We start from the raw sequence: 26,471 nt of genomic DNA on the forward strand, positions 1-26,471 counted from the left end.
ACGCGGGAGGAAATCGAGAATATGACCACGAAGCCCTTTTCCGGCATCTGGCCGGTCGCGCCGACGCCTTTCAAGGACGACGGCGCCGTCGATTTCGAAGGCATGAAGCGGGTGATCGACTGCATGGTCGACCAGGGCGTGGACGGGATCTGCATCCTCGCCAACTTCTCCGAACAGTTCCTGCTGAGCGACGCCGAGCGCGCGGATCTGACGCGCGTCTGCCTCGAGCACACCGCGGGACGCGTGCCGGTGATCGTCACGATCTCGCATTTCTCGACCGGCATCGTCGAGGCGCGGGCGCGCGAGGCTGCGGCGATGGGCGCGGCCATGGTGATGGTGATGCCGCCCTATCACGGCGCCGCGCTGAAGGCCGACGAAGAGGCGATGTTCGAGCATTTCGAGCGTGCGGGCGACGCCGGCGGCATCCCGATCATGGTGCAGGACGCCCCGCTTTCCGGGGTCGCCCTCTCGGTGCCGTTTCTGGTGCGGATGGCGCGGGAGATCGAACAGGTGAAACTGTTCAAGATCGAGGTCCCGCAGGCGGCGGCGAAGCTGCGCGCCCTGCTGGAGGCTGGCGGCGCGGCCATCGAGGGGCCGTTCGACGGCGAGGAGGCGATCACCCTGCTCGCCGATCTCGATGCCGGCGCCACCGGCTCGATGACCTCGGCAATGATCCCGGACCTGATCCGCCCCGCCATCGCGGCCCATCTCGCGGGCGACCGGGCGGAAGCGAAACGGATCTACGAGCGCCTGCTGCCGCTGATCAATTTCGAGAACCGGCAATGCGGCTGGCGCTCGAGCAAGGCGGTGATGAAGGAAGGCGGCGTAATCGCGTCGGAGCATGTCCGCCACCCGATCCGCCCGCTGCATCCGGAGACGCGGGCGCAATTGCTCGAACTCGCGCGGGACGCCGATCCGCTGGCGCTGAAATGGGGCAAATAGCGTGCGCCTGAAGGACAAGGTCGCGATCATCGTCGGGGCCGGGCAGCAGCCGGGCGAAACCGTCGGCAACGGACGCGCGGTCGCGCTCCGCTTCGCCGAGGAGGGCGCGAAACTGCTGCTGGTCGACGCGAACGAGGCCTGGGCACGGGAAACCGAGGCGCTCTGCCGCGAGTCGGGCGCGGAGACCGAGGTGCTGAAGGCCGACATCACGCGCGAGGAGGAGTGCCGCCGCATCGCGGAGACCTGCAAGGCCCGCTTCGGGCGGATCGACATCCTGCACAACAATGTCGGGCGCTCGCGCGGCGACCGGCCGACGCCGGAAATGGATACCGCGATGTGGGACGAGCTGATGGCGATGAACCTGAAGGGCATGTTCCTGACATCGAAATACGTGCTCCCGGTGATGCGGGAGCAGCGGTCCGGCGTGATCCTCAACATCTCCTCGACCTCCTCCCTCGCCGCCCGCGGCACCGTCGCCTACAAAACGGGCAAGGGCGCGGTGAATACCCTGACCCATCACCTGTCGATGGAGAACGCGCCCTACGGCATCCGCGCCAACGCGATCCTGCCGGGCCTGGTCGACACCCCGATGGCGATCGAGCGGCGGGCGCAGGAAAGCGGCAGGCCGCGCGACGAGATCCGCGCCGAACGCAAGGCCGGCGTGCCGCTCGCCGGGCGCACCGGCACCGCCTGGGACGTCGCCAACGCGGCGCTCTTCCTCGCCTCCGACGAGGCCGGATACATCACCGGGGTGTGCCTTCCGGTCGACGGCGGCCTCACCGCGAATATCGGCTAGATTTCGCCTGCCCGTCCCGCGCCGGGACCGTTGCCCGAAAGGGTGGCAACCGGTCGCCGGACATCTATCTCCCTCGGAAATCTGGCCGTCATCGGAACCGGGAGCAGACATGCGGGTATGTATCCAACGGGCTTCTGTGGCCTTCATCGCGGTTCTCGCGCTCTCTGTGCGGCCGGGCGCAGCGGAGGAGGAGAGACCGATCGAGACGTTCGAAGACCGTCCGGAGACCCGCTGGGAATTCATCGCCGACACCGTGATGGGCGGGGTGTCGACAGGCAGGGTCGGTTTCCTCACGGAGGACGGCACCGCCTTCGCCCGGATGACCGGCACCGTCAGTACGGAGAACAATGGCGGCTTCATCCAGTTCCGCACCCGCCTTGACGCCCCGCCGCCGGACGGCACCGGGGGCGTCCGGCTCATTGTGCGCGGCAATGATCAGCGCTACTTCGTGCATCTCCGCACCACGGGCACCCTGCTGCCCTGGCAATATTACCAGGCCGGTTTCGAGGCGACGCCCGACTGGACCGAGGTGCGCCTTCCCCTCGCGGATTTCGCGCGCTCCGGCTGGCCCCTGGCGGAGGTTCCGGCACCCGGGAGCCTGACCTCGGTCGCCATCGTCGCCTTCGGGCGCGACCACGCGGCGGAGATCGAGGTGCGGGAGGTGGGGTTCTACCGGATGCCCGGCCCGGATGCGCTTGACCCGAGCCCGGTCCGGTGACGCCGAGATCCCGCGCGATTCTCGGCCCGGGAGCCCGTCGGCGCCCTCGTTATCGTGCGCGCCGCCCCGGGCCCCTCGCGCTCCAGTTTCTGGCCTACGCTCTCTCTTCACCGACGGCCGGAACGGCCCGCAGGGCATTCCGGCCGATGTGACGCTCCATCCGGCATATCGCCGCCACGGGTCTCTTGGCAGCCCCCGGACGCATACGTTAGTATTACAGGCGGATCGGCAGGTTGGGGCATTTGCCGGAGGATGCGAGAGCGTTGCACGAAAATCCGCGGGACGGCTGCGAGGCCGTGCGGTTTCGGTCCCACACCCGTAACCCCGGTTCGGTTGCCCTGCCCGGGCGGCTGCGCGCGGCCCTCGAGGCCTGGAGCGCCGCCCCGAAGGCCGGCGGCATCGCGCTGCGCCGGATGATCGCGCTCGAGAGCGTCGAGGACGCGATCGGGCATATCGGCATCGCGGACGTGCTGCCGGGCGGGACGTTCCGCTACCGCCTGTTCGGCTCCGCCCTCGTCGCCGCGCTCGGCTATGACGCCACCGGATGGCGGACGGACGCCCTGACACCGCCCGCCTATGCGGAGATGGTGACGCGCCAGTACCGGGAGGTCGTCGCGGCGCGCCGCCCGCTGCTGCACGAGATCCGCAGCTCCCGGGAGGATGTGAAGGAGTACCGCTATGTCCGCCTGACCGCCCCGCTCACGCTCGGAGACGGCGGCGTCGATCAGCTCTGGATGACGGTGGCGATGATCGGAAGCTTCGGCAAGGAAGTGTTCATGCCGGAGGACCGGGCGTTTCTCACCCTGAGGGATTGAGCGCAGCCAAGGCCGAGAGAGCTCTGGCGCGGAAGCGAGGCACTCCCGGCCGCCCGCCTGGTTCCAGCCAAGCGATTGGAACGCCCCCAGGGACGTCATCCCGCCGAAGATCGGGAGATGAGTGACATGTGCATCGCCCCGGATGCCCGCCCCTAGTCGTCGAGACGGCGTTCGCGCACCAGCATGTCGCGGCGCAGCCCGAGATCCCTCAGCTGATCATCCGGCAGGGCGTGGACGCGCGGACCGGGCCGCCCGATCTGCAGCTGGCGGATGACCTGACCGGCGCCCTTCAGCAGGAGGGCGAACAGGGTTTCGACCCGGCGCCCGATACGGTAGCCCGTCTGCGCGCCGCGCATGAGTGAAATCTGCATGGTTCCCGTCTCCTCGAATGACAATAGCGAGGACCGGAGACATAGCTCCGCCCGCGACCTGATGCTTGGCCGGGCCGTGAGGGAAATCTGGATATTTCCTGATCTCTTTGTGGAGCTTGCCGGAATCTAGAGGTCCTGACGGGACTCTGCCGCGCCGGCAACCCGGAGTTCGCGGCCGACCCGTGAGACGATCTCGGTGGCGATCTCGTCCTGCAGCGCGAAACCGTCCTCGAACCTGCGGTCGTAGCGCTCGTTCCAGAGCTGGGTTTCCGTCCCCGCGTCGATCAGCTCGCCGGTGACCCTCATGCGGTCACCGAACAGCCGCACCGCACCTTCGAGGATGAATTGCACGCCGAGCTCCGCCGCCGCCTCGCGGGCGGTCAGGGCGCGGAGCCGGGGCGCGAAGCTGGAACTGCGGGGTGCGACGTCGAACCGCCCGATGCCGGCGAGCCCGGTGATCACGTCCTCCGCCAGTCCGTCGGCAAAATGCTTGAGGTCCTCGTCAGAGCTCAGGTTCTTGAAGGGCAGCACGGCGATGGCGGGCTTTCCGGAGCGCGGCGCCGCGGGTGCGGGCGCGCCTCCGGTTTCGCCCGGGGACTCCACCGACACCGCGGCGACGAAATGAAAGCCCACGCCATGCCGGGTGCGCAGGATACGCTGGGCCCGCCCGTCGTCGCCGAGCACCCGCCGGATCGCCTTGATCTGGCTGCTGAGCGCAGTGTCCGAGACGATCCGCCCGTCCCAACCGATCTCCAGAAGCTCTTCCCTGGGCACGACCCGGTCCCGGTGCTCGATCAGGTAGGTGAGCAGTTCGAACGACTTCTTCTCGAGCGGCACGGGACGCCCGCGCGCAACGAGTTCGACACGCCCAGTGTCGAGGACGAAATCTCCGAACATATACCTCATGGATGGGCCCACAACGATCGACGATGCGGTCTTGATGACCCGAAAAGCGCCGCCGTTCAAGCGGGCGCGCAGAAAGCCCCGCAACAAGTCCCGTTTCGTCCCTGGACCGGACCACGCGCCGATCCGGTTCCGTCACGCGCGGTCACGAGTGCTTGACGCCGTCCCCGGGCCGATTGCGTCCCCCGCCCGAACCGCCTAGCTCTCAGATGGCGCCGTTGCCCAGCACCGCGCCGCCGCCGAAGGAGAGGATCCCATGGCCGATAGAGACGACATGACCGCCAACCGCGCCCTCCCGCCGCTCGATGCCGCGACGCTCGGCCAGATGTTCGTCGCCGGCGCCGCCGCGACCACGGCCTTCGATCTCTGGGGCCAGCTGATCAGCCCCGCGCTCGGCTGGGCCACCCTCTCGCCGCACGGCCTCGCGCGCAGCCTGCTCGGCAGCTTCGGCCTGCCGCACAACGATTTCGCCGGCTATTTCGTGCATTTCTACCTGGTCGGCCTGATCGGCTATCCGGCCGGCTGGCTCTTCATCTTCCGGCCGGCCTGGGAGCGGGTGACCGGCGGACGCGGCGGCTGGTTCCTGCCCGCCGCGCTCTACGGTTTCGGGCTCTGGGTCTTCGCCATCGGCGGCATCACCTGGATCGCCGGCCTGCCGTTCTTCCTGAACTTCACCGGGATTACGTGGGTGGCGCTCGTCGGGCACGTGCTCTACGGGATTGCGATGGTGGCGGTGATGCAGGGGATTGCGCGGCGGTGAGCGGCAGCGCTGTTCGGCACTACTTAGGCGTCATCCCGACGGAAGTCGGGATCCACTGGTTCAGGAAGCGCCAGAACGTCGAGAGTGGATCCCGGATCGAGGTCCGGGATGACGGCGTAACGCGGAGAAATGAGTGGTATACCCCCTTAATTCATCACGTTAACGGACGTCCTAGTTGAAGAATGGATTCGGGTCCGTATCAGACATTTCCCCACAAACAGTGGAGTCTCTTTAATCGGTAGCATCGAATCAAAAGGCTAAGCGTTATCCTCCGCTTATCCAAAGCTTAACGGGGGCCAAAAAAATGGCGTTTGTATCTTTTGCAAACCCACTGATTGAGGCGTGCGTCTGCAAGCGCGCCTGATCGGGCACGTCGGCTATTCCGTTCATGCTTGGACTCCGGTTGCAGCCAATTATAGGCTGTTCGCGCAATTGGGGAGGCGATGGCCAAGATGGTGAAGGCGGTAAACGTTGTTGTGAATCAAGATGCCGATGAGCAGGTCATACAAAGTCTGGGGACCATACTCAGAAGAAACGATGCGCTTTCACGACAACTCAGGGATTTCGCAAAGACGATCAGAGAAGACCAAATCCCAAACGGTCTTCAGTTCCAGCCCAAGCCCGGTCACATCCTGATTTGTCATTTCGGCCTTGGCTTTCAGGTGCCTGAAAACGTCAAGACGCGCCCCGTTCTGGTGATCTCGCCCAATCAAAAGCAATGGACGAAACTTTGCATCGTCGTGCCCATAAGCTCACAGATCCCGAACGTTGTGCGTCCCTATCACTACAAGCTTCCAAAAGGCACCGTTCCGGGCAAGAAATACGAGGAATCTTGGATCAAGGGAGACATGGTTGCCGCCGTCGGCGCGCATCGCTTGGACCGCATACGAACAGAGAACAGGAAGTACGTTTCTCCGCGTGTTTCTGACGACATTCTCCGCGAAGCGCGGCGTTGCGTCCTGCACGCAGGAGGCATGCATTCATTGACGATTCACTGGTGAGCGCTTATGTTCATTGCGTCACCGCGAGAGCGGGCTTGTAAGACCATTTTCGGATGGCAGGCCGAAGCGCCGACGATAACAAGTTTGCTGCGGCCTTAGTCAAAACCCCGCTTCGGCGGGGTTTTGTTCTTTTGTGGCGCGCCCTTTTTCACCAGCCGCTTCATCGCTTCGTCAAAGCGATCTTCGTTCTTGTCCGCGCCAAGTTCGCGGGCCGCTTCTTTGAATTTCTCAGCCTGACTAGTCTTCTTTGTCATCGCGCTCATCCGTGATTGAGCCTGCATTTTCATGGAATGAGATTTCCATCTGCGGCGGGACCGGAGGCAAGGGGAGATCTTCGATCCGAATCACAGGAATACCGTGACGGTCTCCCAAGGCCTTTATGTCGCCATCATCTGAATAGATTGCAGAAGCTCTCTCGACTATGGCCGTGGCTACGATTTGCCTGTCGTATTTCAGCTTTGCGAACGTTTGGCCGTCCCGGCGCGGCAGGCCACCGCTTTCTCGGCGCATGCGTGCCATAGCGGCAACTTCCACCGCAGCCCTTTCATCAAATGGAACAGGTCGAAAGACCGCAGCATTGCTTAGCTCGTGCAGGTATCCCGTCCCAGCCCTATCAGCGTGAACCAGTATTTCGCTTAATACCGGGGCGGGGATGATGATTTTTTCCCGCTGCCTCTCAAGTGTCTCGATTAAAAAATCTATCCGATCTTCAAAACCATCGACCGGAAGATTCGTACCTCGGCACCGAGGCGGACGACCGTTCGGGTGTAGCAACGCAATCAGTATGGTGGCGTCAAAAACGACCATCAATGAATCTCGTCGCCCTCACCACGCATTTTGGACAATTCACCCCAAGGGTCTTCTATCTCCGGCCACCCGCTACCTTCGATGGCCCTCATTCGAGCGACCACCCCGCTTAACGGCTCATCGTCAAGCACCTGGAAGTCGTAGATCCGAAACCGCAATAGGTTCCAGATTCCATGCTCATCGCGCTCCCAGCGAGCGTTTCCGCGCACACGGACCTCTTTGCCGAAGATGTACTGAGCGAGTCGCTTAGCCATCTCTCTCTCGGCATGACAGTTAAATGTGCTTCCGGCTCGACTGATGTGAACCGGCACCCAATCCCCTGTTCCGCCGACAACGATGACTTGACCATCGAGTGTGCCGTCTTGGTTTATCGGTCCATAGACCAGCGGCTCCGGCATTTCCCTGCCGGGAAACCGGATTACCTCAGCGCCTTCGCCCTCGGATAGGGCGCCGATACTGTTGTCCTGCTTCAGCCTGCTATTCGTGCGCTCGAACGCTCTAAGGGCCTCCGTGGGAGCGCTGCCGCTGTTTATCTGTTTGACCCGCTCCCTAACCTTGAGGACCGCAGGCGGGTCGATTTTCTGCACCAGAACAACGCTGCCGGGTTCAAGACGGTCAAAGTGCACCCGTTCCGGCTCGCCAAGCATCGCTGCCAAATCAGCCATGTACTCAGCCAGACGGCCCATAGGAATGGTGTCCGGTGTGTATGCATCGATCTTGAATCGATATTCGGCGCCATCAGCCATAGCAGCTTTCCCCATGCGGCCTACGCTTGGGAGGGCGCCATTGGCGAGTCCCGATACGTCAGCCGCTTACCAACGATACCATGGAGTGCGCGAATTGCACGCGCTCCGTCATTAATGCCTAGCTTCTCCCGGTTGTTGTAACGGAAGTCGAATTCCGCCAGATACCGGTGCAGATGCTTCTTCGCGCAGTGCTGATAGACGCCCTTCATGCCGCGCTTGAAAATGCTGAAGTAGCCTTCGATGGTGTTCGTGTGGATCGGGCCGCGACCGTATTCGCCCTGACCGTGACGCACGAACTCATGCTCGGCAAAGTCGCGGTTCAGAAACTTGTACTGACCGGCCTCATCCGTCACCACGCGCGTTTCCGCGTCGATGTTCTCTTTCAGGATCGGAACTATCGTGGACATCTTCAGATCGTCCACCACCATGCTCCGGGCCTGACCGCGACGATCCACCAGCGTCAGAACCTTGAACTTGTGAGCGTAGCCGCGCCCCTTCTTCTCGTACTTCGGCTTCACGTCGTAATCGTGACCGATGAAGGTTTCATCGACTTCGACCGTCTCGCCTTCACCACCGAACGGAGACAGATCGCCGGAGCGCATCGCCTCACGGATGCGGTGAGCGAGAAACCACGCGCTTTTGTAGGTGATTTCCAGGATGCGGCTTAGCTGGTGCGCGCTGATGCCCTTCTTGCTGCACGCCATCAGGTAAACGGCCTGAAGGATCTTGTGCATCGGGATGCGGGCGTGTTCGAAGATGCTGCCGATTTTCGCGGTGAACTGCTTGCGGCACTCGGCGCATTTCCAAAGACCATGACGGACCCGCTTCTCCGGGTTTGCCTTGATCCGATACATGCGGGACTGCTCAGCGTTGCCGCAGTGCGGGCACACGGTTCCGTCCTGCCAGACTACGCTTTCCAGATACTCGAAAGCGGCGGCTTCATCGTGAAAGTAGGGTTTGGACAGAACGGACATCGGGGCTTCTCCTCTAGCCCCTTAGATATGGGAATCCGATCTGGGTTTGCAAGGTATACTATCACCAAAAAAATGGTGTTGTGGCCTAGTCGGAAAATTCGCTAAAGTCAGCGAACATAACAATATATTGTGATCATGTCAGCGCCGACAACGAAATAGAGTAGGCCTAAAATGCAAAACATATCCCATGCCGTTATGGCGCAACGGGCTGAAGCAAAGGACAGTTTAGATAATTTCCCAACACCGCCTTGGGCTACTCGCGCGTTACTTGAGTACGTGATCGAACCAGGAAAATTCACCGAAAGGCTTACCTGCCTAGAGCCCGCGTGCGGGCAAGGGCACATGGCAAAAGTTTTACGTGAGTATTTTGGAGAAGTTCACGCTAGCGACGTTTTCGATTATGGGTATGGTGAAGTATCAGATTTTTTGAACAAACCTATTCAAACTGGATCCTATGACTGGGTAATCACCAATCCTCCGTTCCGGCTAGCTGAACAATTTATAGAAAGAGCACGACCAATCGCACGACGCGGCATAGCTATGCTTACTCGAACTGTTTTCATCGAGAGTGTTGGTCGATATGAACGATTGTTTTCTGTTTTCCCTCCCACAAAAGTCGCCCAATTTACAGAACGAGTTCCAATGGTTAAAGGCCGCTTAGACGAACGAGCATCAACAGCAACTGGATATGCTTGGCTTGTTTGGGAGATTGGCGTGATTAGACCTACAGAACTAGTATGGATTCCTCCATGCAGAAAGAAACTTGAGCGCGAAGGAGACTATAACGTCTCTCCAACAAATAAAGTGCACAATGAAAATTACACAAAAAAACAAGAACCTCTTCTTTTATAAGAATAGAAAACCTACATGACTCTACTAGAAAAGATACGCCCAGATATTGAGGCCACGATTGAGAGATTAAAATCGAAAAAATTTCAGCCTGATCCCTTGGCAGGGGAAAGCCTATCTAGAATTGTTAGCATCATAAGTTCAGCATACAAACGACATGGGTTTATTATTGAAAGGGCCATACTCGAGCAGTTGAAATTGTGCCCCGATTTAGAAGTTTGGGAGGATCGGTACTTTCAAGTTTCACCTTCTGCTGATCACATAGTTGACAGCGCAATCAACGACCCCAGCTTGATTCAGCACACCAACATTCCTTACATAGCTGGACATCGGACACTGCAGGTCGATGCAATAGTGTACGATCGCAGAACGGGTTCTTTATCTGCATATGAAATCAAAAGAGGATCTGGAACACACGATTCCGGAAAAAGAAGATCAATTCTAAGAGACACGCTTTGTTTGCAGATTTTGTTAAAATCATACGGCGAATTAAAAAACTTAATACCACAAACAATACAGTCCAGAATTATTTTTTATTATGGTAAGTGCTCAATCGGAAAACCTTACAGCTTAGTTAAAAACGAACTAGACGATCACTTCAACTGGAATATCGCCTCAGAAGTTGAAAAAGTTAACGAACATTTTAGAGAGAAATTAATTAGTCTAATTGAAACATGATTAGAAAATATTCTGAATAAATCGGACAATATGAAAGAGAACCTGATCCGCATGGATCCTCTCTAAGAATGTCAATATCGGACTAGAATGTCCAAGCACGAAGGCAAAAATCTCTCCCACGACAATTGATTCCCCCAATACCCTTCCAACACTGTCTGAGTTTTTTTGTATCGCTGACAGCAGATAATGCGTTTCAAGATTCGTTACATTTCGAATTCTGTGGAATGCCGCGACAATAGTCGCAGTGACAAAGTTCTTCGAGCTTTTGCTCGCAAGTACCAATGCTCGATTTCCATATTCATCGTTTAGAGAATGTAATCCTTCATCAAATTGCTCTCGCAGAATTTGCGACGCATCTTCATCCGCCACCTTTTCCACATCATCTATGACTTCTTGTATAACTTTGAGATCGCCAAATATTGCATCTCGCTCATTGGGCCCCGCTGACTGGCTTTCAAGAGTCGATCCTCTAGAGTCGCTCAAAATGAAAATATTAAAAGTACTTAGTAATCCTCGAAGTTTCTCGGCGATACCTGGATCGAGTGCGCTTGGGTGAAAATCGGCTGAGTTTGAAACCTTATCATGTGCCTTCAGAGCTGCTCTAAGAGCATTTCCACGAGACCAAATTGTAACAATCATGGCCTCTTGTATGTCTTCAGGCAAAGATGCGCTAAATCGTTCTAATTCCCTACCTAAACCTCCTAATAAATTGTCACCGCTTTCCAATAGAGATGCAACTTGGACCTTAAGCTCACTATAGAGCTCAATCTGTTCCGGCCTTGCTTCTGGGGCGGATGACGGTGGCGCCGATACAAGCTTAATTGGCAATTCACCATCGGATGAAAATACCGCACCAGATGGCTCCTGAGAGGGCAAGCTAGGCGAGAGAAATCGATCAAGCTCATCGTCGGTGGCTGGCGATATGTCAGCCCACCGCAAACCGCCTTTAATCTCGGTAATTCGTCCAGAATTCACTGGCCTATCTGGTCGATTGAAATGAAACTGGATCTCGTTGTTTCTCATGCCACGATTGAGCATCGCTTTGATGAGCGCTATTTCGTTTGGCTCTAAAGACTTCTTGGGCATCAGTCAGCCTAGCAAAAATTACAACTAATAGGTAAGTTTCTATCCACCTCTTCTGACGAACATTAACCACAGTTGTCAAACGTTTATGTGGTTTTGAGGGCAAGATGTATCGGTTGTATTTGCCGAAGCTCCTTGTGCCCCTTCCCTCCCCTCCCCCCACCCCCTACATTCCCCCCATGAGCACGCAACTCGAAGACGCCCCCGCCCTCGTCGGCGCGCTGAAGCCCGATCTGAAGTCCGACGCCGCGCCCCAGGATCGCGGGCGGCCGTTCGAGATCGTCTCGGAGTACAGGCCGGCGGGCGACCAGCCGGCGGCGATCCGGGATCTCGTCGCGGGGATCGAGGGTGAGGAGATGGACCAGGTGCTGCTCGGCGTCACCGGCTCGGGCAAGACCTTCACCATGGCGCATGTGATCCAGGAGATCCGGCGCCCGGCCCTCGTGCTGGCGCCGAACAAGACGCTGGCCGCCCAGCTCTACGGCGAGATGAAGAGCTTCTTCCCGAACAACGCGGTCGAGTATTTCGTCTCCTATTACGACTATTACCAGCCGGAGGCCTACGTCCCGCGCACCGACACCTATGTCGAGAAGGAAGCCTCGATCAACGAGCAGATCGACCGGATGCGGCACTCGGCGACGCGCGCGCTCCTGGAGCGCGACGACGTCATCATCGTGGCGTCCGTGTCCTGCATCTACGGCATCGGCGCGGTCGAGACCTACGGCAAGATGACGGTCAATGTGAAGGCCGGCGCGACCATCGACCAGACGAAGCTGATGCGCCAGCTGGTCGAGCTGCAGTACCGGCGGAACGATGCCAGCTTCCACCGCGGCACCTTCCGGGTGCGCGGGGATTCGATCGAGATCTTCCCGGCCCACCTCGAGGATCGCGCCTGGCGGCTCTCGCTCTTCGGCGACGAGGTCGACCAGATCCACGAATTCGACCCGCTGACCGGGCAGAAGACGGCCAATCTCGAGCAGATCCGGATCTTCGCCAACAGCCACTATGTGACGCCGAAGCCGACGCTGCACCAGGCGGTGAAGGCGATCAAGCAGGAGCTGAAGCTCCGGCTCGACGAGATGAACAAGGCGGGCAAGCTGCTGGAGGCGCAGCGCCTCGAGCAGCGCACCGTGCTCGACATGGAGATGATGGAGGCGACCGGCTCCTGCGCCGGGATCGAGAATTATTCGCGCTATCTCTCCGGGCGCAATCCGGGCGAGCCGCCGCCGACCCTGTTCGAGTACCTGCCGGAGAACGCGCTGCTGATCGTCGACGAGAGCCATGTGACGGTGCCGCAGATCGGCGCCATGTACAAAGGCGACTTCGCGCGCAAATCGACGCTCTCCGAATTCGGCTTCCGCCTGCCCTCCTGCCTCGACAACCGCCCGCTCAAGTTCGAGGAATGGGAGGACATGCGGCCGCAGACGGTGTTCGTCTCGGCGACGCCGGGCCCGTGGGAGCTGGACCGTACCGGCGGCGTCTTCATCGAGCAGGTCGTGCGCCCGACCGGGCTGACCGACCCGGAATGCATCATCCGCCCGACCGAGACCCAGGTCGACGACGTGATCGCCGAGTGCAAGGACTGCGCGGCCAAGGGACAGCGGGTGCTGATCACCACGCTGACCAAGAAGATGGCCGAGGCACTGACCGAGTACATGCACGAGGCCGGCATCAAGGTGCGCTACATCCATTCCGACGTGGAGACGCTGGAGCGGATCGAGATCATCCGCGACCTCCGGCTCGGCGTTTTCGACGTACTGATCGGCATCAACCTGCTGCGCGAGGGGCTCGACATCCCGGAATGCGCGCTGGTCGCGATCCTCGATGCCGACAAGGAGGGCTATCTGCGCTCGAAGACCTCGCTGGTGCAGACCATCGGCCGCGCGGCGCGCAACGTCGAGGGAAGGGTGCTGCTCTATGCCGACCGGATGACCGACAGCCTGCAATACGCGATCGACGAGACCAACCGGCGCCGGGCGCGGCAGGAGGAGTACAACGCCGCCCACGGCATCACGCCGGAGAGCGTGAAGAAATCGATCGGCGACATCCTGGAGAGCGTCTACGAGCGCGGCGACCACGTGACCGTCGAGACCGGCTCCGACGAGGGCGAGCTGGTCGGCAAGGACATCAAGCAGGTCATTTCGGAACTGGAGGCCGCCATGCGCACCGCCGCCGCCGATCTCGAGTTCGAGGAGGCGGCGCGGCTGCGCGACGAGATCAAGCGGCTGGAGACGGCCGATCTCGGCATGACGCTGGAGGGCAAGCCGCTGCCCAAGGGCGCGGTGGTGAAGATCAAGGGCCCGGTGCAGCCACCCAGTGGTCGCAAGGGATCGGGCAAACCGCCGAAACGCACATCCGGCAGGCGCCGCAAATAGGGCGATGGCGGCAGGTCTGTCGCCACGGGATGCGCAGGAAATCCCGATCCGACCACGAATGCCATTGAAAGCAGGGGTCTGGCTCTAATATCAAGGGGCAGTCACCCAGATCCGCCGCCCTCCCCCCGATGCGAGGAGGGCGCCGGGTCCGTCCCGAACCGAAGCGCTGGAAGGCAAATCCCCGTGACCGCAGATCGTTGTCATCACTCCCGAGATTGTATGCAAGCGGGAGCCGCTGCGTGATCCTGCCCCTCGCCCTCGCCATCGGCGGCCTCATCGTCCTCCTGGTCGCCGCGGAGATCATGATCCGGGGTGCCGTCGGCGGCGCCCGCATCCTGAAGATCTCGCCCCATGTCATCGGCCTCACCGTCATCGCCTTCGGCACCTCGGCGCCGGAACTGTTCGTCAGCCTGAAGGCGGCGCTGCACGGCCATGACGGCATTGCGGTCGGCAACGTGATCGGCAGCAACATCGCCAACATCCTGCTGATGATCGGCACCGTCGGGGTGATCTATCCCTTCGCCTGCGGCGACCCGGCGCTGCGCCGCGACGGCTTCATGCTGCTGCTCTCCACCGTGGTCTTCGTCCTGCTCTGCAACGCGGGCATGATCGAGCGCTGGCACGGCATCGTGATGCTGGCCGTACTCTTCGGATACCTCTTCTACTGCTACCGCGAGGACCGCAAGACGAGCCTTGCCGGCGACGAGAGCGTGCATGCCAAGGAAGTGGACGAGTTCGACAACCTGCCCGACTCGATGCCCAAGGCGGCGCTCTATACCGTCATCGGCCTTGTCGGCGTTGTGTTCGGCGCGCGGCTGCTGGTCGACGGCGCGGTCGATGTCGCCCGCCTGCTCGGGGTTTCGGAAACCGTGATCGGCATCACCATGGTCGCGCTCGGCACCTCGATGCCGGAGCTCGCCACCACCATCGTCGCCGCCGTGCGCCGGCACAACGACGTCGCGCTCGGCAACATCATCGGCAGCAACATCTTCAACACCCTGGGCATTCTCGGTGCCGTCGCGGTGGTGCAGCCGGTCGGCATCCCGCAGGAGATCATGGAGACCGATCTCTGGGTCATGGTCGGCGTCACCCTGATATTCGTCACCGCCGCACTCAGCCTGAAGAGCCTCGGCCGCCCGCTCGCGGTCGCATTCTTCCTCGGCTACGGCCTCTTCATCATGGGCCAGTTCACGACAATTCCGGTGGTCAGCCTCGCCGGCGGCTGATTGCCTCTAGCGCGCGCGTCCGGTCAACGCTCATAGAGCAGGCTGAAGCCGACCGCCTCGCAATCCTCGTAGACGTCGGGCTTGCGCGTGGTCGCCCGGACCCAGCGTACCGCCGAACGTTCGGCGATGATCCGGATGATGGCGTGGCAGAAGGTCTCCTGCAGATTGAAGCGCCGGGCCTTGACCAGTTCCAGGATCTCGGTGCGGACGAAATCGTAGTCCAGCACGCGCTCGATATCGTCGCCGGCCCCGGTCGGATCGACATCGACCTCCATCTCGACGCTGACCAGCACACGTTGTGGCTGGCCGCGCTCGAACTCGTGGATGCCGATATCGACATTGACGGCGAAATTCTCCAGCAGAATCCGGGCACTGGTGATCGGCATGGCGTCTCAGCCCTCCCCGTCCATGAAAGCCCCGCCCAGATAGGCGATGTCGCGGGGCAGCGCCTGCAGCGCCTGGCCGCCGTCGATGGTGACGGTCTGCCCGGTAAAGGCCGGCGCCGCGAGGATGAAGCGCAGCGCGGCCATGATCTGTTCCGGCGAGCAGCCGCGCCTAAGCAGCAGCGCTTCCTGTGATTGCTCGAACTCAGCCTCGGTCTGCGGCCCGCTCGGCAGGGTGACGCCGGGCGCGATGCCGGCGACGCGGATCTCGGGCGCCAGTTCCATCGCCAGCATGCGGGTCAGCCCCTCGAGCCCGAACTTGGTCAGCGAATAGGACAGATAGTCAGGGTTCGGGGCGAAGACCTTGTTGTCGAGCAGGTTGACGATGCAGCAGCCGGGTCCCGGCGCCATGCCCCCCGCCGCCTGCCTGCGCACCTGCCGGGCGAAGGCCTGGGAGAGCAGCACCGGTGCCCGCAGATTGACCGCGTGATGACGATCTATCGCCTCCGCGGTAAGGCTGTCGAGACGGTCCCCTTCGAACATCGAGGCATTGTTCACCAGCAGGCCGAAGGGCGGCACGCTCCCGGCAAGGTCCGGGATCACCGCGCTTGCCGCCGCGGCATCGGCGAGGTCGCATTGCACGGTGCCCGCAGCACCGCCCGCGGCCAGAATCTCCGCTTTCAGTTCTTCTGCGTCATTGGCGGAGCCGTTGTAGTGAACAAGGACATGCCAGCCATCCGCCGCGAGACCCCGCGCAAGGGTCGCCCCGACCCGGCGTGCGCCACCCGTCACGAGTGCTGTCCGCATGTCTCCGGCCTGTCTGGAATTCATCTGGGAGTCGACTTCACGTGGATCTCGTTATTTGCTGCACCGAACCTAACCTCGTAAGACAGCAACGGAAAGCAAGAGCACGAATTTGACGGCATTTTTTACACATTCGCCCTTAATCATAATCCAAGTAATGAATCGGTCACCACCTCGTCACAAATTATGATATGAATCAGCACCTTAGCGTATTTATTGAGTGATTTCAGACACTTATCCATCCTGCTCAATTTTTGGGCAAAGCGTCCAGATTGAGGGAAATTGGGCGCTCGAACATGCCACGCAGGAGTTATTCACAGCCTTTTCCACACGGAACGGGGATAGAGTCGGACAGACATTGCCCGCCTCGCGGGACGTTCCAGAAACGTTCTGCGTGAACCCATTTCCGTATCCCTTGCGATCCGCTAGAAAGACCGCATGTCGTCAGCCAAACCAGCTTCCCCCGACGCCCCGGACGAGAGTCCGGACAAGGCGCAAATGGCCCGGGCGCCGAAACCGGACATCGAGCGCGGCGTGAAGGTGATCCAGGCGCAGGTGAAACTGCTGCCGAACGCGCCCGGCGTCTACCGCATGCTCGATCATGCGGACGACGTGCTCTATGTCGGCAAAGCGCGCAACCTCAAGAAGCGGGTCTCGAACTACACCTTCCCGGCCAAGCTGCCGCACCGCATCTTCCGCATGGTGAGTGAGACCCAGCGGATGGAATTCGTGCGCACCCATACCGAGGTCGAGGCGCTGCTGCTCGAGAGCAATCTCATCAAGAAGCTGCGCCCGCGCTTCAACGTTCTGCTGCGCGACGACAAGTCCTTTCCCTACATCCTTCTGACCGGCGACCACGACTGGCCGCAACTGGTGAAGCATCGCGGCGCGCGCAGCCGCAAGGGCGACTATTTCGGCCCCTTCGCCTCCGCCGGCGCGGTGAACCGGACGATCACCGCCCTGCAGCGCGCCTTCCTGATCCGGAACTGCTCCGATGCGATTTTCGCCAGCCGGACCCGGCCCTGCCTGCAGTACCAGATCAAGCGCTGCGCCGCGCCCTGCGTCGGCTATGTCGGCGAGGCGGAATACGGCGAACTGATCGCCCAGGCAAAGGCCTTCCTCACCGGCTCCAGCCGCAAGGTTTCGCAACAGCTCGCCGAACGCATGCAGGAAGCGAGCGACGCACTCGATTTCGAGAGCGCCGCGCGCTACCGCGACCGGATCCGGGCGCTGGCCCATATCCAGTCGCACCAGGACATCAATGTCGAGGGTGTCGAGGATGCGGACGTGCTCGCCCTGCATGGCGAGGGCGGTTCCGCCTGCATACAGGTGTTCTTCTTCCGCGGCGGCAGCAACTACGGCAACCGGGCCTACTTCCCGAGTCACGACAAGAGCCTCGAAGCGGGCGAGATCCTCGCCGCCTTCATCGGCCAGTTCTACGACAACAAGCCGCCGCCGAAACTGGTCCTGGTGAGCCACGACATGCCGGAACAGGAGCTGATCGCCGAAGCACTCAGCACCCGGGCCGACCGCAAGGTCGAGGTGCTGCGCCCGCAGCGCGGTTCCAAGCGCAAGCTGATGGAGCACGCGATCGCCAACGCGCGCGAGGCGCATGGCCGCCGTCTTGCCGAGAGCGCCTCCCAGCGCAAGTTGCTCGACGGTCTCGCCGACGCACTCGACCTCGAGCAGCCGCCGGAGCGGATCGAGGTCTACGACAACAGCCATATCCAGGGCACGAACGCGATCGGCGCAATGATCGTCGCGGGGCCCGACGGACTGATGAAGAACGCCTACCGCAAGTTCAACATCCGCAACGTGGTCCCCGCCGGCGCACCGACGCCCGCGCCCGGGGAACTGGAAGAGGATGCGGACACGCCGGTCCAGGCCGGCGACGATTACGCGATGATGCGCCAGGTCCTGACCCGCCGTTTCAGCCGGGCCCTGAAAGAGGATCCGGACCGGACCTCAGGCAACTGGCCGGACCTCATCCTGATCGATGGCGGCCAGGGTCAGGACAGCGTGGCGCGCGAAGTGTTCCATGAGCTTGGGATCGAGGACGTGGCGATCGTCTCGATCGCCAAGGGTCCCGACCGGGATGCCGGCCGCGAACGGTTCTTCACCGGCAAACGCCCGCCCTTCTCGCTGCCGGTCAACGATCCGGTGCTCTATTTCCTGCAGCGCCTGCGGGACGAGGCGCACCGTTTCGCCATCGAGACTCACCGGGCGAAACGCGCAAAGGCGATCGGACAGTCGAAAGTTGACGAGATTCCCGGAATCGGCGCCAAGCGCAAGAAGGCGCTGCTGCACCATTTCGGGTCCGCCCGCGAGGTCTCCCGCGCCGGCCTGCAGGACCTTGAAGCCGTGGACGGAATCAGCAAGACCGTCGCAAGACGGATATATGATTTCTTCCACGACGAGCGCTGATTGGTGTAGCTTCAGCCTGAAGAAGAGAGCGGCCCGAGCGTCGCCCGAAGCCAATCTTCAGATCGAAGCAGAGATATGACCGGCCTGCCAAATCTGCTCACCCTTTCGCGTATCCTGGTGATCCCGTTTATCGTGGCGTTCATCTGGATCAACGAGCCGACCTACCGCTGGATCGCCCTGGCGCTCTACGCCTTTGCCGGGATCACGGACTATCTGGACGGCTATCTCGCCCGCTCGATGAACCAGCAGTCCGATTTCGGCCGCCTGCTCGATCCGATCGCCGACAAGCTTCTGGTCGGGGCCTGCCTGCTGATCCTCTGCGCGCTGGACCATATTTCCGGGTATAGCCTGCTTCCGGCGCTCATCATCCTGCTGCGCGAGATCCTGGTCTCCGGTCTGCGCGAGTTCCTCGCCGAGATCCAGGTGCGCATGCCGGTCAGCCGTCTGGCGAAATGGAAGACCGCGATCCAGATCGGCTCGCTCGGCTTCCTGATCGTCGGCGAGGCCGGTCCGGCCTGGCTGCCGACCGTGCTGATCGGCGAAGGCCTGCTCTGGGCCGCAGCGATACTGACCCTTGTCACCGGCTACGACTACCTGCGCTCCGGCCTGTTGCACGTGACTCCGGAAGCGGCCGCAGAACGGGCGCGCCGCAAGACAGCGAAAGGCAAGGGCGCCGCGGCGGATGCGTGACTTGAGTCCCGCATGCCCGGACCTCTAGACTTCCCCCATGAAAATTTTCGGTCTCGTCGGATGGAGCGGCAGTGGCAAGACCACCCTGCTCGTAAAGCTGCTCCCGGAACTCGTCACTCGCGGCGTCCGGGTGTCGACCATGAAGCACGCTCATCACACTTTCGATGTCGACAAGCCGGGCAAGGATTCCTACGAACACAGGGAGGCCGGCGCGACGGAAGTGCTGGTCACTTCCGCCAGCCGCTGGGCGCTGATGCACGAGAACCGCGGCGCGCCGGAGCCGACGATCGAGGAATTGCTGCCGCATATGAGTCCGGTGGACCTGCTCCTCATCGAGGGCTTCAAGGAGCACGCGCACGACAAGATGGAGATCTTCCGGCGGGAGACGGGCAAGTCCCTGCTGCAGCCGAACGATCCTTTGATCAGGGCGGTGGCTTCCGACGGTCCGGTCGGGGAGGCGACCGTTCCCGTGCTCGATTTGAACGATGTACCGGCGCTGGCGGACTATATTCTCGAGATCACAGGTCTATCGAAAGCCGCGTGAGCCATGGCGCAACTGACAGATGACTGCTTCGCCTTCGGCGGAAAGCTGATTCCCGTCGCCGAAGCGCTTGCCCGCTTTCGCGAGATCCTTACGCCGGTGGTCACGCCCGAAGAGGTGAGGCTTGACGCCGCTCTCGGACGTATTCTGGCCGGGGACCTTGTCGCCGGCCGCTCGGTTCCGCCGCACGACAATTCCGCTGTCGACGGCTATGCCGTCTATTTCGACGATCTCGCGCCGGAAGCGGAGACGGTTCTCCCTCTGGCCGCCACGGTCGCTGCCGGTCATCCGCTGACCATGCCTCAGCAGCGCGGAACCGCAATCCGGATCTTCACCGGCGCCCCGATGCCTTCCGGGGAAAGCGGCGCCGGCCCCGACACGGTGCTGATGCAGGAAGACTGCCAGGACGACGGCGATCGCGTCGTCATTCCGCCCGGGATCAGACGCGGTGCCAACCGGCGCTTCGCCGGCGAAGACATCACTGAGGGCGACCGCATGCTCGAAGCCGGGATCCGTCTCAGGCCGCAGGATATCGGGCTGGCGGCGGCGACCGGGCTTACAAGCCTGCCGGTCTACAAGCCCCTGCGGGTAGCGATCTTCTCAACCGGCGACGAAATACGCGACCCCGGCACCGAAGCTCCCGCGGGAACGGTCTACGATTCGAACCGCCACACCCTGGCCGCCCTGTTGCGGGGGCTCGGCGTGGAGGTGATCGATATGGGAATCCTTCCCGACAGGCAGAACGAAATCCGGAACGGTCTCGCCTCGGCCGCGCAAGGCGCGGACATGATCCTGACTTCCGGCGGGGTGTCGAGCGGCGGCGAAGATCATGTGAAAGCCGCAGTCGAGACCCTCGGCTCGCTCCATTTCTGGCGGCTCGCGATCAAACCCGGCCGTCCCGTGGCACTGGGCCAGATCGGTCGGACGCCATTTGTCGGCCTGCCCGGCAACCCGGTCGCCGTCATGGTCACCTTCCTGCGCGTCGCCCGCCCGCTGATCGAACTTCTGTCCGGCGCCCGCCCGCTATCGCCCAGGCTCTTCCCGGTCCGCGCCGCCTTCGACTACAAGAAGAAACTGGACCGCCGCGAATATGTCCGGGTCACGCTGCGCCGGAATGGTGAGGGCGAACCGGAAGCGGAAAAGTTCGAGCGCGATGGCGCCGGCGTGCTTAGCTCTATGGTAGCCGCCGACGGTCTCGTGGAACTGCCCGAGGATTGTAGCCGGATCAAAGTCGGCGACATTGTCGATTACCTGCCCTTCAGCGAGGTTGGCCTGTGAAGATTCTCTATTTCGCCTGGATGCGAGGCAAGACCGGTATCGGAGAGGAAGACGTGACGCCGCCGGCCGAGGTGACGGATGTTGCCGGACTGATCCAGTGGCTGAAGACCCGCGGGCCGGGTTTCGAGGACGCCTTCCAGAACATGGAAGTGGTGCGCGCAGCGGTGAACCAGGAATTCGTCGAACTCGACGCGCCGGTGAAAGCCGGCGACGAGGTCGCCTTCTTTCCGCCGGTCACGGGAGGCTGAGGCCATGATCCGGGTCCAGAAGGAAGATTTCGACCTGGGCAAGGAACTGCAGGCCCTTGGAACCGGCAATCACAATATCGGCGGCGTCACCAGTTTCGTCGGCCTGGTCCGCGACATGGCTGGCGGCGAGGAGGTCGGCGCCATGACTCTCGAGCATTATCCCGGCATGACCGAAAAGATGCTGGAAAAGATCGAGGCCGAGGCGAACGAGCGCTGGCCGCTCGAGGCCAGCCTCATCATCCATCGCTACGGCCGTATGGAACCGGGCGAACAGATCGTGCTCGTCGCCTGCGCCTCGCCTCATCGCGAGGCCGCCTTCGAAGCCTGCCATTTCCTGATCGACTGGCTGAAGACCAAGGCCCCGTTCTGGAAGCTGGAGGAAAAGGAAAGCGGCGCCGACTGGGTCGAAGCCCGGGCGAGCGACGACACAGCCGCGGCGAAGTGGGATTGAGCCTGGGGCCTGTTTTCTCAACCGGCACCAAACGGTCGCAATCAGAGCAATTTTCACCGCTCTCGGAGCAACCGCTCGGTGAGTCCGTATCGCCCTGAAATAGCAAGTTAAATTTCGATCTTCCCCATGCATGGAGTGCATGCTCTTCATGCAAAAAACGCATTTGCCGCGAAGCGTTCACTCGACGATACGGAACGCGGCAATTGAACGGGCCGCCGGGCCGCCTGCGTTACCCCGCAGACGGCCTTTGCTCTACCCGGAGCAGCTCACGCCCGTCGCCGGATGAGAACCGACGATGTGGCAGGGAGACCCGGGCGATGGGCATTCGCTTGGAAGAGCGCGATTTGCTTGACGTGGCCGTCGAACACGGCCTCGAGGACTACCCGTTCTGGGCCGGCGCGGAGCGCCGGATCACCGACGCCGATATCGCCGACGCCCTTGCCCGGGGTTGGCTCATCGCCCCAGACGACACTCGCGACCCCAATACGCCGATGAGCGCGGAAGAACATGCGGCACGCGTCGCCTGGCTGGTCCGACACGGCGATTTTCGCCGCATGAGCCTTGTGTTCCGCAACGGTCGGCTCTGCGACGGCAACCACCGCTTCGCCGCCTGCCTCTATGCCGGGATCGAGCGCATTCGCTGCGTCTTCATGGAAACCGACGCGCTCGCCGCCGCCGCCTGATCCCCCGCCGCGGCACTCCGTGTTGTGGGCGCCGCGGCGACGGCGCTAGACTCTGTCGAGTTCCAGCCGCCGGAGTTCCCCATGATCGGTGCCATTACCCTCTTGCTCGGATGCCAACTTCTGGGCGAGCTGTTCATCGCCTCCACCGGATTGCCCCTGCCCGGACCGGTCGTCGGCATGGTGATCCTCTTCATCGGGCTGATGATCCGCGGCGAAATACCGGAAGCAGTGGCGGCGGTCTCCGACACCCTGCTCCGCAATCTGTCGCTTCTTTTCATTCCTGCCGGCGTCGGGGTCATGCTTCATCTCTCGCTGATCGAGCGCGAATGGATCGGTGTCACGGTTGCGCTGATCGGCAGCAGCGCGATCACCGTCCTGTTCACCGCTCTCTTGATGATCGGCCTCAAGAAACTCTCGCGGACCGCAGGAGAGAAATGATGGACGGCAATTTCAGCGATATCTGGGTGTATCTCTCGGCGAGCCCGCTGCTGCACCTCTTTCTGACGCTGCTGGCCTATCTCTGCGGACAGAAGCTCTACGAGCGGCTGGGCATGCATCCCCTGGTCAACCCCGTGCTGCTCGCGGTCATCGTGCTCGTGGCGATCCTCGCGGTCACCCGAACGCCCTATCTTGTCTATTTCGAGGGCGCGCAGTTTGTTCATTTCCTGCTTGGGCCGGCGACGGTGGCCCTCGCTCTGCCGCTCTACCGCCAGGTGGCGCGGATTCGCAAATCGCTGGCATCAATCCTGCTCAGCGTGGTCTTCGGTTCCTTGCTCGCAACCGGAAGCGCCCTCGCCATCGCCTGGGCGTTCGACGTCTCGGAGGCGACACTGATCTCGATCGCACCGAAATCGGTCACCACGCCGGTCGCCATGGGCATCAGCGAGAAACTCGGCGGCCTGCCGTCGCTCACCGCCGTCTTCGTCATCCTGACCGGAATCATCGGCGCAATGATCGGTCCGCTTGTTCTCAATGTCTTCCGCATCAGGGACTGGTCGGCCCGTGGTTTCGCCATCGGAGTCGCGGCGCACGGCATCGGCACCGCGCGGGCGATGCAGGTCAGCGAGGTCGCCGGCGCCTTCTCCGGTCTTGCCATGGGTCTGAATGCCCTGGCGACCGCGATCCTGCTGCCTCTGCTCTGGCGGCTCGTCTTCTAGACTGTCCTTCATGCGCCGCCAGGTCCGTGCGACGGCGGCGCATCGGAACAAGACAGGACGGGGCAAAAGGCATACTGTTTCTGCGCCATGACCGACTCCACCACATCCTCCATCGACCGTCCGACCTTCGGGATCGCCCTCATCCTCATCGGCATGCTGGCGATCTCGATCAACGACATGCTGATCAAGCAGCTTTCCGGCGGCTACCCGCTGCACCAGATGGTCTTCACCCGCTCGGCGATCGGGATCGCCTTCAGCCTGGCGATCGTGCAGTTCGAAGGCGGCTGGCGGATCCTGAAGACCCGGCGACCGGGCCTGCACGCGCTGCGCGGGCTGCTCGTCGTAATCGCAAACATGTCGTTTTTCGCCGCGCTCGCGGTGCTGCCACTGGCCGACGCGACAGCGCTCTTCTTCGTCGCGCCGCTCCTGATCACACTGCTCTCGATCCCGATCCTCGGCGAAAAGGTCGGTCCTTTCCGGATCGGCGCCGTCCTGGTCGGCTTCGTCGGCGTAATCATCATGCAGCGCCCCTGGGCGAGTTCCGAGGAACTCGGCGTCAGCCGCCTGGTCCTGATCCTGCCGATCATTGCCGCCCTGACCTATGCCGGGATGCAGATCATGACCCGCAAGCTCGGCATGAGCAGCAAGCCCTCCGCGCTGGCCGTCTATATCCAGACCATGTTTCTTGCCGTCGCCGGCCTGTTCTGGGTATTTGCCGGAGACGGCCGCTTTGCCGAAGGCACGGACAACGAGAGCCTGGTCTTCCTGCTCCGGGCCTGGGTCTGGCCCGAGGGCGTGGATCTCTGGCTCTTCATCGGCCTCGGTTTCAACTCGGCCGCGGTCGCCTATTGTCTCTCCGCCGCCTACCGCTCGGCTGATGCCGCGATCATTGCCCCGTTCGAATATACCGGTCTGCTGCTCGCCGTGTTCTGGGGCTGGGCGATCTGGGGCGAGATCCCGGGGATCGAGGTCAGGGCCGGAATCGTGCTCATCATGGGCGCTGGCCTCTTCGTCTTCCTGCGCGAGCGCCAGCGCAACCGCCCGCTCGCGAGCAATCCGCCGCGCGGTACCGGGGCAACGCGGCGCTAGCAGGACTCAAAGATCGCGGATCCAGAACTGCATCGGTTTCGCCGTTTCCTCCGTCTGATCGATATCCCGCCAGGAAAAGTCGGTGGTCAAGCCTTCCACCTTGCGGTAGCCAAGATGGGACCAGACCGGATCGAGCGGCGGGATCGCCGGGTCGCGGAGCGGATGGTCCGTCGGCCGGACGACGCCGCAGAAGGTCTCCCAGCGGAATCCGCCGAGGACGATCGCGTGCTGCCGTCGGCGCTCGAGAAATCCGCGATAGAGGCCCTGTCCGCGATACTCGGGCAACATTACCGTCTCCGCACCGTAGAACACCTGCTCCGGCTGGAAGTCCGAGCCGCGGAACGGCGTGATCAGTTCGTCATGCTCGGACAGCAGCGGCATACCGGTCGAGACTCCGACGATCTTCTCCCCGTCTCGCGCGGCGATCACCACGGCGCCTTCGGCCTCCGCCAGCTTCGAGATGTAGCGGCGCTCCCACTCTTCGGTCCCGTCGTAGAGATAGGGCCATTCGCGGAACACCTTGATCCTCAGGGCCGCAACCTGTTCGACTGCATCGCCGAACTCGGCGGAGCCCGGCGTCAGCGTGAGAAAGCCTATGCTCATGCGTCCTCGCCCGTGACCTGCGCGATCCAGTCCTGGAGATTGTAGTAGGTGGTCACGCGGGATATCAGACCGCTCGAGATCTCGAAGAAGGTCCCGGCCGGCAGGCGGTAGGTCTGGCCACGCGCCGGCGGCAGACCTTCGTCGTCGGCGAGATAGGTGCCGTCGACCGTGAACTCGGCCGCAACCCTGCCGCCGTCCGCCGACGGCATGACGACGATATCGGTAAGCTCCTCGCGATAGCAGCGGGACATATGTGCGCAGAACTCCGCAAACAGTGACTTTCCGACACGGCGGTCACCCTGGTTCACGTCGTGCGCAACCTCCTCGGTGAGGCAGGCGAGCATGCCGCCCGCGTCTCCGGCATTGAAGGCGGCGTAGTAGCGCTCCACCAGAGCTTGGGCATTCTGGGAGGAATTTGTTTCGGCTGACATGGATATGACCTCGGACTATCGGAAACAAACGGCGAAGCCGCGCATGCCTCCTTAATGGAGCCGGCGGCTACGCAAATCAATCGCGGCGATTCTAGCTGCCAATGCAGAAGCTGTTTTCTTTCGTCCGACATTAATTTCACCGCAGAGATGCCTCTGCTTGACCTTCAGCGCATCTCGCCCCTATCTCTAGCGCGGATCAGGCGGTTGGATGGCCGCTGGCGGTTTCGGCCGCTGGAGGAAAGTCCGGGCTCCACGGAGACACGGTGCCGGGTAACGCCCGGCGGGGGCGACCCCAGGGAAAGTGCCACAGAAAGCAAACCGCCCGCCCGCTTCGGCTGGCGGGCAAGGGTGAAAGGGTGCGGTAAGAGCGCACCGCGCGGACGGTAACGGACGCGGCACGGTAAACCCCACCGGGAGCAAGACCAAATAGGGATGGCCGGTCGCGCCGCGAGGCGGCGGCAGATGGGTTTTCGCATCGTCATCCGGGTAGGTCGCGCGAGGCGGTCGGTAACGATCGTCCCAGAGGAATGGCCATACAGGTGCTTTCGGGCACCGGACAGAACCCGGCTTACAGACCGCCTGATCCCGTTTTTCCCGCAATCGAAGCCCGCGAAGCGCGCGTTTTCTCATGGATCGCAAATATAA

The 26,471-nt window shown here is 61.9% G+C and carries 31 protein-coding genes and 1 other RNA gene; 21 read left to right on the top strand and 11 right to left on the bottom strand.

Going from position 1 to position 26,471, the window contains the following annotated elements:
• The first annotated feature begins 21 nt into the window (after positions 1 to 21).
• The 4 genes from ACOOE1_RS08610 (at position 22) to ACOOE1_RS08625 (ending at position 3,271) form a co-directional block, all read left to right on the top strand.
• Positions 22 to 942 (top strand): dihydrodipicolinate synthase family protein, encoded by a 921-nt coding sequence (locus ACOOE1_RS08610; protein WP_420405935.1) that lies wholly within the window; start codon positions 22 to 24, stop codon positions 940 to 942.
• A 1-nt stretch (position 943) separates the two neighbouring features.
• Positions 944 to 1,738 (top strand): SDR family NAD(P)-dependent oxidoreductase, encoded by a 795-nt coding sequence (locus ACOOE1_RS08615; RefSeq protein ID WP_420405936.1) that lies wholly within the window; start codon positions 944 to 946, stop codon positions 1,736 to 1,738.
• A gap of 109 nt (positions 1,739 to 1,847) precedes the next feature.
• Entirely contained in the window at positions 1,848 to 2,456 is a 609-nt protein-coding gene (locus ACOOE1_RS08620; RefSeq protein WP_420405937.1) for a CIA30 family protein, read from the top strand.
• A 263-nt stretch (positions 2,457 to 2,719) separates the two neighbouring features.
• Positions 2,720 to 3,271, top strand: coding sequence for a hypothetical protein (locus ACOOE1_RS08625; RefSeq protein WP_420405938.1), 552 nt, complete (start codon positions 2,720 to 2,722; stop codon positions 3,269 to 3,271).
• Between the two features lie 152 nt (positions 3,272 to 3,423).
• Here the strand turns inward: ACOOE1_RS08625 and ACOOE1_RS08630 are convergent, their stop codons facing one another.
• On the bottom strand, positions 3,424 to 3,642 hold the full coding sequence (locus ACOOE1_RS08630) for a hypothetical protein (RefSeq protein ID WP_420405939.1): 219 nt from the start codon (positions 3,640 to 3,642) through the stop codon (positions 3,424 to 3,426).
• A gap of 126 nt (positions 3,643 to 3,768) precedes the next feature.
• Complete coding sequence (locus ACOOE1_RS08635; RefSeq protein ID WP_420405940.1) at positions 3,769 to 4,548, bottom strand: winged helix-turn-helix domain-containing protein; 780 nt, start codon at positions 4,546 to 4,548, stop codon at positions 3,769 to 3,771.
• 253 nt (positions 4,549 to 4,801) lie between these two features.
• Here ACOOE1_RS08635 and ACOOE1_RS08640 point away from each other — a divergent pair, with 253 nt between their 5' ends.
• Positions 4,802 to 5,305, top strand: coding sequence for a hypothetical protein (locus ACOOE1_RS08640; RefSeq protein ID WP_420405941.1), 504 nt, complete (start codon positions 4,802 to 4,804; stop codon positions 5,303 to 5,305).
• Between the two features lie 443 nt (positions 5,306 to 5,748).
• A complete protein-coding gene (locus tag ACOOE1_RS08645; protein WP_420405942.1) occupies positions 5,749 to 6,306 on the top strand; it encodes a type II toxin-antitoxin system PemK/MazF family toxin in 558 nt (185 codons plus the stop codon).
• Positions 6,307 to 6,401: 95 nt separating this feature from the next.
• On the opposite strand, the gene ACOOE1_RS08650 is transcribed toward ACOOE1_RS08645, so the two are convergent.
• The 4 genes from ACOOE1_RS08650 to ACOOE1_RS08665 are packed head-to-tail and all read right to left on the bottom strand — an operon-like array spanning position 6,402 to position 8,833.
• Positions 6,402 to 6,560, bottom strand: a complete 159-nt coding sequence (locus ACOOE1_RS08650) for a hypothetical protein (protein WP_420405943.1) — start codon at positions 6,558 to 6,560, stop codon at positions 6,402 to 6,404.
• The gene (locus ACOOE1_RS08655) at positions 6,544 to 7,113 is read right to left on the bottom strand and encodes a type II toxin-antitoxin system VapC family toxin (RefSeq protein WP_420405944.1); all 570 of its coding nucleotides are present in this window, start codon (positions 7,111 to 7,113) and stop codon (positions 6,544 to 6,546) included. Before ACOOE1_RS08655 ends, ACOOE1_RS08650 begins: the two co-directional genes overlap by 17 nt.
• Positions 7,113 to 7,859 (bottom strand): hypothetical protein, encoded by a 747-nt coding sequence (locus tag ACOOE1_RS08660; protein WP_420405945.1) that lies wholly within the window; start codon positions 7,857 to 7,859, stop codon positions 7,113 to 7,115. The genes ACOOE1_RS08655 and ACOOE1_RS08660 overlap by 1 nt, the downstream gene beginning before the upstream one ends.
• A gap of 20 nt (positions 7,860 to 7,879) precedes the next feature.
• Entirely contained in the window at positions 7,880 to 8,833 is a 954-nt protein-coding gene (locus ACOOE1_RS08665; protein WP_420405946.1) for an IS1595 family transposase, read from the bottom strand.
• Between the two features lie 171 nt (positions 8,834 to 9,004).
• Here ACOOE1_RS08665 and ACOOE1_RS08670 point away from each other — a divergent pair, with 171 nt between their 5' ends.
• Both ACOOE1_RS08670 and ACOOE1_RS08675 read left to right on the top strand, forming a co-directional pair.
• Positions 9,005 to 9,685, top strand: a complete 681-nt coding sequence (locus tag ACOOE1_RS08670) for an SAM-dependent DNA methyltransferase (protein ID WP_420405947.1) — start codon at positions 9,005 to 9,007, stop codon at positions 9,683 to 9,685.
• Positions 9,686 to 9,700: 15 nt separating this feature from the next.
• Positions 9,701 to 10,360, top strand: coding sequence for a hypothetical protein (locus ACOOE1_RS08675; protein ID WP_420405948.1), 660 nt, complete (start codon positions 9,701 to 9,703; stop codon positions 10,358 to 10,360).
• Here the strand turns inward: ACOOE1_RS08675 and ACOOE1_RS08680 are convergent, their stop codons facing one another.
• Positions 10,361 to 11,446, bottom strand: a complete 1,086-nt coding sequence (locus ACOOE1_RS08680) for a hypothetical protein (RefSeq protein WP_420405949.1) — start codon at positions 11,444 to 11,446, stop codon at positions 10,361 to 10,363.
• Between the two features lie 176 nt (positions 11,447 to 11,622).
• Between ACOOE1_RS08680 and uvrB the strand changes: the two genes are divergently transcribed.
• Complete coding sequence (gene uvrB / locus ACOOE1_RS08685) at positions 11,623 to 13,818, top strand: excinuclease ABC subunit UvrB (protein WP_420405950.1); 2,196 nt, start codon at positions 11,623 to 11,625, stop codon at positions 13,816 to 13,818.
• Positions 13,819 to 14,057: 239 nt separating this feature from the next.
• Positions 14,058 to 15,044 carry a calcium/sodium antiporter gene (locus ACOOE1_RS08690; protein ID WP_420405951.1) on the top strand — a complete coding sequence of 329 codons (987 nt, stop codon included), beginning with the start codon at positions 14,058 to 14,060 and terminating at the stop codon, positions 15,042 to 15,044.
• 23 nt (positions 15,045 to 15,067) lie between these two features.
• Here ACOOE1_RS08690 and ACOOE1_RS08695 read toward each other — a convergent pair whose 3' ends face one another.
• A complete protein-coding gene (locus ACOOE1_RS08695) occupies positions 15,068 to 15,430 on the bottom strand; it encodes a dihydroneopterin aldolase (protein ID WP_420405952.1) in 363 nt (120 codons plus the stop codon).
• Between the two features lie 6 nt (positions 15,431 to 15,436).
• On the bottom strand, positions 15,437 to 16,234 hold the full coding sequence (locus tag ACOOE1_RS08700) for an SDR family NAD(P)-dependent oxidoreductase (RefSeq protein WP_420405953.1): 798 nt from the start codon (positions 16,232 to 16,234) through the stop codon (positions 15,437 to 15,439).
• 495 nt (positions 16,235 to 16,729) lie between these two features.
• Here ACOOE1_RS08700 and uvrC point away from each other — a divergent pair, with 495 nt between their 5' ends.
• The 10 genes from uvrC (at position 16,730) to ACOOE1_RS08750 (ending at position 24,792) form a co-directional block, all read left to right on the top strand.
• Complete coding sequence (gene uvrC / locus ACOOE1_RS08705) at positions 16,730 to 18,655, top strand: excinuclease ABC subunit UvrC (RefSeq protein WP_420406414.1); 1,926 nt, start codon at positions 16,730 to 16,732, stop codon at positions 18,653 to 18,655.
• Positions 18,656 to 18,730: 75 nt separating this feature from the next.
• Entirely contained in the window at positions 18,731 to 19,345 is a 615-nt protein-coding gene (gene pgsA, locus ACOOE1_RS08710; protein WP_420405954.1) for a CDP-diacylglycerol--glycerol-3-phosphate 3-phosphatidyltransferase, read from the top strand.
• Between the two features lie 37 nt (positions 19,346 to 19,382).
• Positions 19,383 to 19,889, top strand: a complete 507-nt coding sequence (mobB, locus tag ACOOE1_RS08715; protein WP_420405955.1) for a molybdopterin-guanine dinucleotide biosynthesis protein B — start codon at positions 19,383 to 19,385, stop codon at positions 19,887 to 19,889.
• A 3-nt stretch (positions 19,890 to 19,892) separates the two neighbouring features.
• Complete coding sequence (gene glp / locus ACOOE1_RS08720) at positions 19,893 to 21,164, top strand: gephyrin-like molybdotransferase Glp (protein ID WP_420405956.1); 1,272 nt, start codon at positions 19,893 to 19,895, stop codon at positions 21,162 to 21,164.
• Positions 21,161 to 21,412 carry a molybdopterin converting factor subunit 1 gene (gene moaD, locus ACOOE1_RS08725; protein WP_420405957.1) on the top strand — a complete coding sequence of 84 codons (252 nt, stop codon included), beginning with the start codon at positions 21,161 to 21,163 and terminating at the stop codon, positions 21,410 to 21,412. Before glp ends, moaD begins: the two co-directional genes overlap by 4 nt.
• 4 nt (positions 21,413 to 21,416) lie before the next feature.
• Entirely contained in the window at positions 21,417 to 21,863 is a 447-nt protein-coding gene (locus ACOOE1_RS08730; protein ID WP_420405958.1) for a molybdenum cofactor biosynthesis protein MoaE, read from the top strand.
• 317 nt (positions 21,864 to 22,180) lie between these two features.
• Entirely contained in the window at positions 22,181 to 22,546 is a 366-nt protein-coding gene (locus ACOOE1_RS08735) for a hypothetical protein (protein ID WP_420405959.1), read from the top strand.
• A gap of 81 nt (positions 22,547 to 22,627) precedes the next feature.
• A complete protein-coding gene (locus tag ACOOE1_RS08740; RefSeq protein ID WP_420405960.1) occupies positions 22,628 to 22,984 on the top strand; it encodes a CidA/LrgA family protein in 357 nt (118 codons plus the stop codon).
• Positions 22,984 to 23,703: an LrgB family protein gene (locus ACOOE1_RS08745; RefSeq protein WP_420405961.1), complete on the top strand. Its 720-nt coding sequence runs from the start codon at positions 22,984 to 22,986 to the stop codon at positions 23,701 to 23,703. Before ACOOE1_RS08740 ends, ACOOE1_RS08745 begins: the two co-directional genes overlap by 1 nt.
• An 87-nt stretch (positions 23,704 to 23,790) precedes the next feature.
• Positions 23,791 to 24,792 carry a DMT family transporter gene (locus ACOOE1_RS08750; protein WP_420405962.1) on the top strand — a complete coding sequence of 334 codons (1,002 nt, stop codon included), beginning with the start codon at positions 23,791 to 23,793 and terminating at the stop codon, positions 24,790 to 24,792.
• 6 nt (positions 24,793 to 24,798) lie between these two features.
• Here the strand turns inward: ACOOE1_RS08750 and ACOOE1_RS08755 are convergent, their stop codons facing one another.
• Positions 24,799 to 25,395: a hypothetical protein gene (locus ACOOE1_RS08755; RefSeq protein WP_420405963.1), complete on the bottom strand. Its 597-nt coding sequence runs from the start codon at positions 25,393 to 25,395 to the stop codon at positions 24,799 to 24,801.
• Positions 25,392 to 25,826 (bottom strand): ketosteroid isomerase-related protein, encoded by a 435-nt coding sequence (locus ACOOE1_RS08760; RefSeq protein WP_420405964.1) that lies wholly within the window; start codon positions 25,824 to 25,826, stop codon positions 25,392 to 25,394. The genes ACOOE1_RS08755 and ACOOE1_RS08760 overlap by 4 nt, the downstream gene beginning before the upstream one ends.
• A gap of 196 nt (positions 25,827 to 26,022) precedes the next feature.
• Between ACOOE1_RS08760 and rnpB the strand changes: the two genes are divergently transcribed.
• Positions 26,023 to 26,413: RNase P RNA component class A (rnpB, locus tag ACOOE1_RS08765), an RNA gene on the top strand.
• The last annotated feature ends 58 nt before the right edge of the window (positions 26,414 to 26,471 follow it).

Source organism: Nisaea sp. (assembly GCF_965216895.1).
Lineage (GTDB): Bacteria > Pseudomonadota > Alphaproteobacteria > Thalassobaculales > Thalassobaculaceae > Nisaea.

Coding starts and splice junctions, on each gene's coding strand:
- ACOOE1_RS08610 (WP_420405935.1), top strand. CDS start 22: ATGACCACGAAGCCCTTTTCCGGCATCTGGCCGGTCGCGCCGACGCCT.
- ACOOE1_RS08620 (WP_420405937.1), top strand. CDS start 1,848: ATGCGGGTATGTATCCAACGGGCTTCTGTGGCCTTCATCGCGGTTCTC.
- ACOOE1_RS08630 (WP_420405939.1), bottom strand. CDS start 3,642: ATGCAGATTTCACTCATGCGCGGCGCGCAGACGGGCTACCGTATCGGG.
- ACOOE1_RS08635 (WP_420405940.1), bottom strand. CDS start 4,548: ATGAGGTATATGTTCGGAGATTTCGTCCTCGACACTGGGCGTGTCGAA.
- ACOOE1_RS08640 (WP_420405941.1), top strand. CDS start 4,802: ATGGCCGATAGAGACGACATGACCGCCAACCGCGCCCTCCCGCCGCTC.
- ACOOE1_RS08645 (WP_420405942.1), top strand. CDS start 5,749: ATGGCCAAGATGGTGAAGGCGGTAAACGTTGTTGTGAATCAAGATGCC.
- ACOOE1_RS08650 (WP_420405943.1), bottom strand. CDS start 6,560: ATGACAAAGAAGACTAGTCAGGCTGAGAAATTCAAAGAAGCGGCCCGC.
- ACOOE1_RS08655 (WP_420405944.1), bottom strand. CDS start 7,113: ATGGTCGTTTTTGACGCCACCATACTGATTGCGTTGCTACACCCGAAC.
- ACOOE1_RS08660 (WP_420405945.1), bottom strand. CDS start 7,859: ATGGCTGATGGCGCCGAATATCGATTCAAGATCGATGCATACACACCG.
- ACOOE1_RS08665 (WP_420405946.1), bottom strand. CDS start 8,833: ATGTCCGTTCTGTCCAAACCCTACTTTCACGATGAAGCCGCCGCTTTC.
- ACOOE1_RS08670 (WP_420405947.1), top strand. CDS start 9,005: ATGCAAAACATATCCCATGCCGTTATGGCGCAACGGGCTGAAGCAAAG.
- ACOOE1_RS08675 (WP_420405948.1), top strand. CDS start 9,701: ATGACTCTACTAGAAAAGATACGCCCAGATATTGAGGCCACGATTGAG.
- ACOOE1_RS08680 (WP_420405949.1), bottom strand. CDS start 11,446: ATGCCCAAGAAGTCTTTAGAGCCAAACGAAATAGCGCTCATCAAAGCG.
- uvrB (WP_420405950.1), top strand. CDS start 11,623: ATGAGCACGCAACTCGAAGACGCCCCCGCCCTCGTCGGCGCGCTGAAG.
- ACOOE1_RS08695 (WP_420405952.1), bottom strand. CDS start 15,430: ATGCCGATCACCAGTGCCCGGATTCTGCTGGAGAATTTCGCCGTCAAT.
- ACOOE1_RS08700 (WP_420405953.1), bottom strand. CDS start 16,234: ATGCGGACAGCACTCGTGACGGGTGGCGCACGCCGGGTCGGGGCGACC.
- uvrC (WP_420406414.1), top strand. CDS start 16,730: ATGGCCCGGGCGCCGAAACCGGACATCGAGCGCGGCGTGAAGGTGATC.
- pgsA (WP_420405954.1), top strand. CDS start 18,731: ATGACCGGCCTGCCAAATCTGCTCACCCTTTCGCGTATCCTGGTGATC.
- mobB (WP_420405955.1), top strand. CDS start 19,383: ATGAAAATTTTCGGTCTCGTCGGATGGAGCGGCAGTGGCAAGACCACC.
- glp (WP_420405956.1), top strand. CDS start 19,893: ATGGCGCAACTGACAGATGACTGCTTCGCCTTCGGCGGAAAGCTGATT.
- ACOOE1_RS08730 (WP_420405958.1), top strand. CDS start 21,417: ATGATCCGGGTCCAGAAGGAAGATTTCGACCTGGGCAAGGAACTGCAG.
- ACOOE1_RS08735 (WP_420405959.1), top strand. CDS start 22,181: ATGGGCATTCGCTTGGAAGAGCGCGATTTGCTTGACGTGGCCGTCGAA.
- ACOOE1_RS08740 (WP_420405960.1), top strand. CDS start 22,628: ATGATCGGTGCCATTACCCTCTTGCTCGGATGCCAACTTCTGGGCGAG.
- ACOOE1_RS08745 (WP_420405961.1), top strand. CDS start 22,984: ATGGACGGCAATTTCAGCGATATCTGGGTGTATCTCTCGGCGAGCCCG.
- ACOOE1_RS08750 (WP_420405962.1), top strand. CDS start 23,791: ATGACCGACTCCACCACATCCTCCATCGACCGTCCGACCTTCGGGATC.
- ACOOE1_RS08755 (WP_420405963.1), bottom strand. CDS start 25,395: ATGAGCATAGGCTTTCTCACGCTGACGCCGGGCTCCGCCGAGTTCGGC.
- ACOOE1_RS08760 (WP_420405964.1), bottom strand. CDS start 25,826: ATGTCAGCCGAAACAAATTCCTCCCAGAATGCCCAAGCTCTGGTGGAG.